Genomic DNA, 9,720 nt, shown 5'->3' on the forward strand with positions numbered 1-9,720 from the left:
CAGGTCGATGCGCCCGGACACCGGCGTCCAGCCCAGCCACACCGAGAAGAACATGATCAGCAGCAGGCCCCACCAGAAGATCGGCATGGAATAGCCGGCCAGGGAAATGCCCATCACCCCGTGGTCGAACAGCGAGCCGCGTTTCAGGGCGGCCACCACCCCGGCGATCAGGCCCAGGCTGCCGGCGAACAGCAGGGCGGCGAGGGCCAGCTCGACGGTGGCCGGGAACAGGGTGAGGAACTCGTCCCAGACGCTGGTGCGGGTGCGCAGCGACTCACCCAGGTCGCCCCGGGCCAGTTGGCCGATGTAGTCGAGGTACTGGGCGTACAGCGGCTTGTTCAGACCCAGGCGTTCCATGGCCTCGGCGTGCATGACCGGGTCGACCCGGCGTTCGCCCATCATCACCTCCACCGGGTCGCCGGGGATCATGCGGATCAGGGCGAAGGTCAGCAGGGTGACCCCGAAAAAGGTGGGGATCAGCAGCCCCAGACGCCTGGCGATAAAAGACAGCATGGCTTATCGGTACTCCAACGGTTGGCTCGGTGCACCGGGCTGCGTGGCCCGGCGCTGTTGTTGTAGAGGGTTATGCGTTGATTCGTAGCCAGGATGCAATCCGGGGGCTCTGCCGGTGCGGCCGGGTTGCCCCGGGTTGCACCCGGTCTACGGATCGAATTTCACTCTGGAGAAATTGTTCGAGCCCATGGGACTGAGCACGAAACCCTGCACGTCCCGGCGCAGGGCGCTGAATTGCTTGGGGTGGGCCAGGGGGATCCAGGGCGCCTGTTCATGAAAGATCGCCAGGGCCTGGCGATACAGCGCGGCCCGTAGCGCCTGGTCAGGCACCTGACGGGCCCGGGCGATCAGGGCGTCGAACTCGGCGTGGCACCAGCCGGCCTGGTTCTCGCCGGATTGGGCGGCGGCGCAGGACAGATTGGGCGTGAGGAAATTGTCCGGGTCGCCGTTGTCGCCGGCCCAGCCCATGAACACCAGGTCGTGCTCGCCGTTCTTCGCCCGCTTGATCAGCTCGCCCCACTCGAATACGCGGATCTCGGCCTGGATGCCGATGGCGGCGAGATCGGCCTGGAGCATCTGCGCGCCTATGCCCGGGTTGGGGTTGGTCGGGCCGCCGCCGGGGCGGGTCCAGATCGCCAGTTCGAAGCCGTCGCCGAGCCCGGCCTCGGCCAGCAGCTGCCGGGCCCGCGCGACATCGTGGGGCCAGCCGGACAGCTCGGGATCGTGACCCCAGAGCGTCGGCGGGTAGGGTGCCACGGCCGGGCTGGCACCGCCCTGGCCATATTGCGCGCGGATGTAGGCGCTTTTATCGAAGGCCAGGTTGAGCGCCTGGCGCACGCGCACATCGTCCAGCGGCGGATGCCGGGTGTTGATGCCGATATAGGCGACCAGCAGCGAGTCCAGCTCCAGCACCTGCAGCGCCGGGTCGGCCTTGAGCGCGGGAATGTCCACCGGACGCGGGTACAGGGCGATCTGGCAGTCGCCAGCCTTGAGCCGCTGCTGGCGCACGTTGGGCTCGGGGGTGATGGCCAGGATCAGCCGCTCGAGTGCCGGCGCGCCGGCCCAGTGCTCCGGGTTGCCGCGAAAGCGTACCTGGGCGTCCTTGGCGTAGCGCTCGAAGACGAAGGGCCCGGTGCCGACCGGCAGGCGGTTGAGCTGTTCGCTCTTGCCCTGGGCGAGCAGTTGCCCGGCGTATTCGGCGGAATAGATCGAGGCGAAGCCCATGGCCAGATTGGCCAGGAAGGGCGCCTCGGGACGCTTGAGGACGAAGCGCACGCGGTACTGGTCGAGTTTGTCGATGCGTTCGATCAGGTGCGCCATGGCCATGGCTTCGGCATAGGGGAAGCCGCGCACGGACAGCTGGTGCCAGGGGTGCTGCGGGTCGAGCTGGCGCTGGAAGCTCCAGAGCACGTCGTCGGCATTCAGCTCGCGGCTCGGGGTGAACCAGGCGGTGCGGTGGAACCTCACTCCCCGCCGCAGGTGAAAGGTGTAGCTGAGGCCATCGGCGGAGACGTCCCAGCGTTCGGCCAGGCCGGGGATCAGCGCGGTGCTGCCCGGCGCGAAATCGACCAGGCGCTCGAGCACGGTTTCCGCCACGGCATCGGCGGTGGTCGCCGCGGTGTACTGGACGATGTCGAAGCCTTCCGGGCTGGCCTCGGTGCACACCACCAGGCTGGCGCCGACGGCATAAGCCTGGCCGGTCGCGGCAAGAGCGCCGCAGAGCAGTAGGCGGAGAAACGGACGCAGGGCATTGGACATCTTTGCTGTTCCCAAACAACGGCGGTGCAAATCAGGCGTGACCGGATAGGCCACGGCTGGCACGAAACCCGGGCCGGCGGATAACCGGTCCGGGTGTTCACTCGGGGCGGGTTACTCGACGCTTACCCCGTAGAAGGCGTTGAGCGCGAAGGGACTGATCTTGAAGTCCTTAACGCTCTTGCGCATCGGTTGATACACGGTGGAGTGGGCGATCGGGGTGATCGGCACTTCGCGCTTGAGAATCACCTGGGCCTGCTGGTAAAGCTCGGTGCGCTCGGCCACGTCGGTGGTGCGCTTGGCCGCCTTGATCAGCTTGTCGTACTCGGCATCGCACCACTTGGAGAAGTTGTTGCCGTCCACCGCATCGCAGCCGTACAGGGTGCCCAGCCAGTTGTCCGGGTCGCCGTTGTCGCCGCTCCAGCCGATCAGCATGGCGTCGTGTTCGCCGGCCTTGGTGCGCTTGAGGTACTCGCCCCATTCGTAGCTGACGATCCTCACCTTGAGGCCGATCTTGCCCCAGTCGGCTTGCAGCATCTCGGCCATCAGCTTGGCGTTGGGGTTGTACGGGCGCTGCACCGGCATGGCCCACAGGGTGATCTCGGTGCCTTCGGCGACCCCGGCGGCCTCGAGCAACTGCTTGGCTTTCTCCGGGTCGTAGGCGGCGTCCTCGATGCTGTCGTTATACGACCATTGGGTCGGCGGCATGCCGTTGACCGCCAGCTGGCCGGCGCTCTGGTAGACCGCGTCGATGATCGCCTGCTTGTTCACCGCCATGTCCAGGGCCTGGCGCACGGCGAGCTGGTCGAACGGCTTGTGCCTGACGTTGTAGGCGATATAGCCATCGTTGAAGCCGGGCTGCGACGGCATCTGGATGTTCGGATCGTTGTTCAGCGCCTCAAGGTCGGCCGGCCGCGGGAACAGGGTGACATGGCATTCGCCGGCCCTGAGCTTCTGCATGCGCACCGAGGCGTCGGTGTTGATGGCGAAGATCAGGTTGTCGAGCTTGACCTCGTCCGGGTTCCAGTAGTCCTGGTTGCCCTTGAAGCGGATCTGCGAGTCTTTCTGGTAACGGCTGAAGACGAAGGGGCCGGTGCCGATCGGTTTCTGGTTGATATCGGCGGCCTTGCCGGCCTCGAGCAACTGCCCGGCGTATTCGGCCGAGTGGATCGAGGCGAAGCTCATCGCCAGATTCTGGATAAAGGCGGCGTCCACCTGGTTGAGGGTAAACCTGACGGTCAGCTCGTCGAGCTTCTCCAGCTTGGCGATATTGGCGTCCAGGCCCATGTCGGTGAAGTAGGGGAATTCGCTGGGGTAGGCCTTGCGGAACGGATGCTCCTTGTCGAGCATGCGCTGGAAGGTGAAGAGCACGTCGTCGGCGTTGAAGGTGCGGCTCGGCTTGAAGTAGCCGGTGGTGTGGAACTTGACGTCGGGGCGCAGGTGGAAGGTGTAGCTCAGGCCATCTTCCGCGATGTCCCATTTTTCCGCGAGGCCGGGGATGACCGCTGTGCCGCCGCGCTCGAACTGGGTCAGGCGGTTGAACACGGTTTCCGCGCTGGCATCGAAGTCGGTGCCGGTGGTGTACAGCCCCGGGTCGAACCCGGCCGGGCTGCCTTCGGAACAGAACACCAGGTTGCTCGCGGCCTGGGCCAGCGGGGTGCCGGCGAGCAGCCCGGCAACGACAAAAGCCTGGATGAAGGCGTTTTTACGCATAGTGACCTCATTGATTATTGTGGTTATTCGCGTGAGGGGCCTCTTGTGGAGGCCTCGGATGAAACTATGCACCACATGTACCGCAGGCAAGGGGCATGACCCATTCAGCGTAGCAACTGCGGGCGAGTTGTACGTGGCTGTCGCATTTAAGCAATTTTCGTGGATAAAGCTGGCAATACGCCGCTATCAGGCCGTTGAAAAACTACCTGCGTTGGCAATACGGCGTTAAAAACGGCCTCGGAATGCTCATTTACAGCCAGTAAACTCCGCTTCCTCGGCCGTTTTTGCCTTGTCTTGCCTGCCTCGCCTACATTTTTCAACGGCCTGCTATCTGGCGACAACGGCGCTGCCTGCTTTCAGGGCATCTGCACTTCGATCACGCCATCGGCATTGATCGTCACCTGGCTGGTGCCGGCTTCGATGTCCGGCGTCACCGCGGCATCCATCCTCTCTGCGCCTTTCATCGCGCTCATTCGCATCGGCATCGGGGGCTGAAAACCGCCGCTGTTCAGGTTCAGGTTGACCAGTTTGTACGCGCTGCCGCCCAGGGCGTCGGTGGCCAGTTGCGCGCGGGCCTTGAACGCCGCCACGGCCTCCTTGAGCAGGGCGTCCTCGTGGGTTTTGCGCGTGGCGTCGGCGATGCTGAAGTTCATTCCGCCCATCTTCAGCCCTTGCAGCATCTCGCCGGTGAGCTTGGACAGGGCGCCGAAGTCGGCGCTTTGCAGGCGTAGTTCGGCACGCTCGCGCCAGGCGGTGATCCGCTGACCTTTCTCATCGTAGACCGGGTAGCTGTGGCGGCTGCCCATGGCCACGCTGACGCCCTTGACCTGGCGCGCCTGGGCAAGGCTGGCGTTGAGGGTCTTGCTGATCTGCGCGGCGAGGGCGGCCGGGTCGCTGTCTTGCGCTTCGCTGTAGAGGGTGACGTGCATCAGGTCGTGGGCGATTTCCTGAGTGACCTCTGCGCGCAGGGAAATCTGGTTGTAGCGAACCTGGTCGGCATGGGCCGCTAGGCTGAGCAGGCCAGCGGCGCTGAGGACCAGGGCACTGGCAAGACGGGACAATGGCTGCATGACAATTCCTTGTGAGCGATGTGCGGACGTTGTGTGGGCGGTGTTGCTAAGGGTAGACGTAGCATTTCGACTGTTCGGGTTAAATCCGGTTCATTGCCGTGTCTGGCTGCTGTGCAGGCCTGCGAGTCCCCTTCGAAGTGGTTGTGGTCTTGTGCGGGCTGAAGCTGATCGCAGTCCGCCCCGCCTTGCGTTGCCGTCATGGCTGCGGCCAGTTGCCGCAGCTGGCCGGGCGGTGCCTTGGTTATACTCGCCGGACTCGGCCCCCGAGCCCTTTTTGGAGAGCCCATGCTCGCACCCGTGCAGTTGCTGTCGGCCAGCCGGCAAAATCTCTGGCGCCTGACCCTGATCCGTATCCTGGTGTTGGCCGCCCAGGCCGGTTCGGTGGGCCTGGCCTACAATTCCGGCTTGCTGCCCTTGCCCTGGCAGGAACTGAGCATCACCCTCGGTGTTTCGCTGCTGCTGTGCCTGCTGACCGCCTTGCGCCTGCGCGGGCCTTGGCCGGTCACCGAGCTGGAGTACGCGGTACAGCTGGGTTGCGACCTGGTCATCCACAGCGTGCTGCTGTATTTCTCAGGTGGCTCGACCAACCCCTTCGTCTCCTATTACCTGGTGCCGCTGACCATCGCCGCGGCGACCCTGCCCTGGTTGTTCACCATCACCTTGTCGGGCCTGGCGCTGGCCGGCTACACCCTGCTGCTGGTGTGGTCGCACCCGCTGGATTTGCCGCCGGGCCCACGCGAGAGTCTGTTGATCTACGGCATGTGGCTGAGCTTCGCCCTGGCTGCGGGGCTGATCACCTTCTTCGTCGCCAAGATGGCCGAGGAGCTGCGCGATCAGGAAGAACTGCGCGCCGAACGCCGCGAGGAAGGCCTGCGCGACCAGCAGTTGCTGGCGGTTGCCACCCAGGCCGCCGGCGCCGCCCATGAGCTGGGTACGCCGCTGGCGACCATGAGCGTGTTGATCAAGGAGCTGCGCCGCGAGCATCAGGATCCGTTGTTGCAAGAAGACCTGGCGGTGCTGCAGGAACAGGTCAAGCTGTGCAAGGAGACCCTGCAGCAGCTGGTGCGCGCCGCCGAAGCGGACCGGCGCCAGGCGGTGATCGAACAGTCCTGTGTCGAATGGCTGGAAACCACCCTCAATCGCTGGCACCTGATGCGCCCCGAGGCCAGCTACCGTTATCAGTGCCTGGGGCTGGGCACGCCGCCGCGCATAATGCCGCCGACGGACCTGACCCAGGCGCTGCTCAACCTGTTGAACAACGCCGCCGACGCCTGCCCGGACAAGCTGGACATTCGTCTCGACTGGGACCACCAGTGGTTGCGCCTGAGCATCCGCGACTTCGGCGCCGGCGTGCCGCTGGCCATCGCCGAACAGCTCGGGCGACCGTTCTTCACCACCAAGGGCAAGGGCTTCGGCCTGGGACTGTTCCTCAGCCAGGCCAGCGTCACCCGTGCCGGCGGCACGGTAAAGCTGTATAACCACGAAGAAGGCGGCACGCTCACCGAGCTGAAGTTGCCGCGCGCCTATGGCAGAGCCTGAGGAAGCATTGAGTATGAGTGATGAAGTCCTATTCGAAGGCGAAGAGCAGCCCCATCTGCTGCTGGTCGATGACGACCCGACCTTCACCCGGGTGCTGGCGCGGGCCATGAGCCGGCGCGGCCTGCGTGTGTCCACCGCCGGCTCGGCCGAGGAAGGCCTGGCCCTGGCCGAGCAGGATCTGCCGGATTACGCGGTGCTCGATCTGAAGATGGAAGGCGACTCCGGCCTGGTACTGCTGCCCAAGCTGCTGGAGCTGGATGCGGAGATGCGCGTGGTGATCCTCACCGGTTATTCGAGCATCGCCACCGCGGTGGAGGCGATCAAGCGCGGCGCCTGCAACTACCTGTGCAAGCCGGCCGATGCCGACGATGTGCTGGCCGCGCTGCTGACCCAGCACGCCGACCTGGACACCCTGGTGCCGGAAAACCCGATGTCGGTGGACCGCCTGCAGTGGGAGCATATCCAGCGCGTGCTGGCCGAGCACGAAGGCAACATCTCCGCCACCGCCCGCGCCCTCGGCATGCATAGGCGCACGCTGCAGCGCAAATTGCAGAAGCGTCCGGTCAGGCGCTGAGAGGCGGTGAAACCCAGATCCCTTCGCCGTTTTCCGTGCAGGTCAGCGCGTGCAGCGATTGCCCGGCGCAGGGGCCTGCCACGCACTCGCCCGAGTCGATGAGAAACAGTGCGCCGTGGGTGGCGCACTGGATCAGGCTGGCGCTGTGGTCGAGAAACTGGTCCGGCAGCCATTCCAGGTTGATGCCCTTGTGCGGACAACGGTTGCGGTAGACGAATACCTGGCCGTCCTTGCGCACGGCGAACAGCTTTTCGCCGTCAATCACGAAGCCCCGGCTCTGACCTTCGGCCAGCTCATGCGGGGCGCATAAACGCATCATCGGTACCTCCATCACAGGCAGGCATTATCCCGGTCTGCGCCGGCTTGCCAAGCGCCGCGCGCCCGCCTGAGCAGAAAAACCCGAGGCTGGAGTTTGCGCTAGCGCTGGATTGACTGGCGGCCTCGGCCGCAGCCTTTTATCCTGCCAGCCACTCTTTGACCGCAGAAGCCCAGCCCACGCCATGAATCCTGTCATTCAGCCGCGCTCACTGTTTATCGCGCTGGGCCTGTTGCTGGCGCTCGCGCTCTGGTTATCCCTGGCGCTGGGGCCGGTCAACCTGCCGCCGGCCGATACCCTGCAGGCCGCGCTGCGCCTGTTCGGCATGCCGGTGGGGGGCGTCGAGCTGGAGCAGGCCGAACTGATTCTCGGCCAGATCCGCCTGCCGCGCACCCTGCTGGGCCTGACCGTCGGCGCGGTGCTGGCGCTGTGCGGGGTGGCGATGCAGGGCCTGTTCCGCAACCCCCTGGCCGATCCCGGTCTGGTCGGCGTCTCCAGCGGTGCGGCCTTGGGCGCGGCGGTCGCGATTGTCGGTGGCGCGGCGCTGGGCGGTCTGCCGGAGGTCTTCGCGCCTTACCTGTTGTCGCTGTGCGCCTTTATCGGCGGCCTCGGGGTGACCGCCCTGGTCTATCGCCTCGGCCGCCGCGACGGCGAGACCAGCGTGGCGACCATGCTCCTGGCCGGCATCGCCCTGACGGCCCTGGCCGGTGCGGCGATTGGCCTGTTCACCTACCTGGCCGATGACGCCACCCTGCGTACCCTGACCTTCTGGAACCTCGGCAGCCTCAATGGCGCCAGCTATGCGCGGCTGTGGCCGTTGCTGCTGGTCACCCTGGCGGTGGCGCTGTGGCTGCCGCGCCGGGCCAGGGCGCTGAATGCCCTGTTGCTCGGCGAGTCGGAGGCGCGCCACCTGGGTTTCGCGGTGGAACGGGTCAAGCGCGAGCTGGTGCTGTGCACCGCCCTCGGTGTCGGCGCCGCGGTGGCGGCGGCGGGGATGATCGGCGTTATCGGCCGGGTGGTGCCGCAACTGATGCGTCTGCTGGTCGGCCCGGATCACCGTGTGCTGCTGCCGGCCTCGGCACTGGCCGGCGCCAGCCTGTTGCTGCTGGCCGACCTGGCCGCGCGGCTGCTGCTGGCGCCGGCGGAACTGCCGATCGGCATCGTCACCGCCTTGCTCGGAGCGCCGTTCTTTCTCTACCTGTTGTTGCGGGGGCGTGCCTGATGCTGCGAGCGGAAAACCTGGCGGTGCAGCGCGGTTCCCGTACCGTATTGAGCGATATCGACCTGGAGCTGCGCCCGGGTGAAGTGCTCGGCGTGCTCGGCCCCAACGGCGCCGGCAAGAGCACCTTACTCGGTGCCCTCTGCGGCGAACTGCAGCCGTCCAGCGGGCGGGTGTGGCTCGATCGGCGCCACCTCGGCGACTGGCCGGGCGCCGAGCGCGCGCAGCGGCTGGCGGTATTGCCGCAAACCTCGACGCTGAATTTCGCCTTCCGCGTCGAGGCGGTCGTGGCCATGGGCCGGCTGCCCCATGCCAGCGGTCACTTGCGTGATGCGCAGATCGTCGGCGAAGCGCTGCAGGCGGCGGATGCCGCCCATCTGGCCGGGCGCAGCTACCTGGCCCTGTCCGGCGGCGAGCGTCAGCGCGTGCACCTGGCGCGGGTGTTGGCGCAACTCTGGCCGGGCGGCGCGGGGCAGATCCTGTTGCTCGACGAGCCGACCTCGATGCTCGATCCCTTGCACCAGCACACCACCCTGCAAGCCACCCGGACCTTCGCCGGACGGGGCGCGGCGGTGCTGGTGATCCTGCATGACCTGAACCTGGCGGCGCGTTACTGCGACCGTTTGCTGTTGCTCGATCGCGGTCGCCCGCATGCCCTGGGCAGCCCGGAACAGGTCCTGCGCGCCGAGCCGCTGCAGGCCGTCTTCGGCCTGGAGGTGCTGGTGCAGCGCCATCCGGAACGGGGGCATCCGCTGATCGTGGCGCGCTAGGTGGGGCTGGCGTGTCCTCGCTGCTACTCTTTGTCTAGACTCCAACCAGATCTGCCAGCCCCCTGAAACATCAAGGACTCCCTTATGCGCACGCTGCTGGTATTCGTCGCCGTTCTTCTGTCCGGCTGCCAGGCCTCCCTGCCGCCGTTGCCCGCCTGGCAAAGCCCCGAAGGGCGCGGGCATGCCGACCTGGGGCAGATCGTCGATCTGCGCACGGGTCAGCGCCTGAGTCCGCAGCAACTGATCGAACA

The 9,720-nt window shown here is 66.2% G+C and carries 9 protein-coding genes and 1 pseudogene; 5 read left to right on the forward strand and 5 right to left on the reverse strand.

What is annotated here, in order from left to right:
• From ABZE94_RS17300 to ABZE94_RS17315, 4 genes are all read right to left on the reverse strand, one after another.
• On the reverse strand, positions 1–513 hold a 513-nt coding region (locus ABZE94_RS17300), incomplete at its 3' end, for an ABC transporter permease subunit (RefSeq protein WP_372876832.1).
• 147 nt (positions 514–660) lie between these two features.
• Entirely contained in the window at positions 661–2,271 is a 1,611-nt protein-coding gene (locus tag ABZE94_RS17305; protein WP_372876834.1) for an ABC transporter substrate-binding protein, read from the reverse strand.
• A gap of 111 nt (positions 2,272–2,382) precedes the next feature.
• Positions 2,383–3,981 (reverse strand): ABC transporter substrate-binding protein, encoded by a 1,599-nt coding sequence (locus ABZE94_RS17310; protein ID WP_372876836.1) that lies wholly within the window; start codon positions 3,979–3,981, stop codon positions 2,383–2,385.
• A gap of 356 nt (positions 3,982–4,337) precedes the next feature.
• Positions 4,338–5,051 carry an SIMPL domain-containing protein gene (locus tag ABZE94_RS17315; protein WP_372876838.1) on the reverse strand — a complete coding sequence of 238 codons (714 nt, stop codon included), beginning with the start codon at positions 5,049–5,051 and terminating at the stop codon, positions 4,338–4,340.
• 285 nt (positions 5,052–5,336) lie between these two features.
• Between ABZE94_RS17315 and ABZE94_RS17320 the strand changes: the two genes are divergently transcribed.
• Complete coding sequence (locus tag ABZE94_RS17320; RefSeq protein ID WP_372876840.1) at positions 5,337–6,590, forward strand: ATP-binding protein; 1,254 nt, start codon at positions 5,337–5,339, stop codon at positions 6,588–6,590.
• A gap of 13 nt (positions 6,591–6,603) precedes the next feature.
• Positions 6,604–7,164 (forward strand): response regulator transcription factor, encoded by a 561-nt coding sequence (locus tag ABZE94_RS17325; RefSeq protein WP_318949201.1) that lies wholly within the window; start codon positions 6,604–6,606, stop codon positions 7,162–7,164.
• Here the strand turns inward: ABZE94_RS17325 and ABZE94_RS17330 are convergent.
• Positions 7,154–7,483: a Rieske (2Fe-2S) protein gene (locus tag ABZE94_RS17330; protein WP_372876842.1), complete on the reverse strand. Its 330-nt coding sequence runs from the start codon at positions 7,481–7,483 to the stop codon at positions 7,154–7,156. The genes ABZE94_RS17325 and ABZE94_RS17330 overlap by 11 nt on opposite strands.
• Before the next feature lie 181 nt (positions 7,484–7,664).
• Here ABZE94_RS17330 and ABZE94_RS17335 point away from each other — a divergent pair, with 181 nt between their 5' ends.
• From ABZE94_RS17335 to ABZE94_RS17345, 3 genes and pseudogenes are all read left to right on the forward strand, one after another.
• A complete protein-coding gene (locus tag ABZE94_RS17335) occupies positions 7,665–8,702 on the forward strand; it encodes a FecCD family ABC transporter permease (protein WP_372876844.1) in 1,038 nt (345 codons plus the stop codon).
• Positions 8,702–9,469: a heme ABC transporter ATP-binding protein gene (locus ABZE94_RS17340; RefSeq protein WP_372876846.1), complete on the forward strand. Its 768-nt coding sequence runs from the start codon at positions 8,702–8,704 to the stop codon at positions 9,467–9,469. The genes ABZE94_RS17335 and ABZE94_RS17340 overlap by 1 nt, the downstream gene beginning before the upstream one ends.
• A gap of 84 nt (positions 9,470–9,553) precedes the next feature.
• Positions 9,554–9,720 (forward strand): annotated as a pseudogene (locus ABZE94_RS17345) (iron(III) ABC transporter); the annotation flags it as partial.

The organism is Pseudomonas sp., assembly GCF_041601375.1.
Taxonomy (GTDB): domain Bacteria; phylum Pseudomonadota; class Gammaproteobacteria; order Pseudomonadales; family Pseudomonadaceae; genus Aquipseudomonas.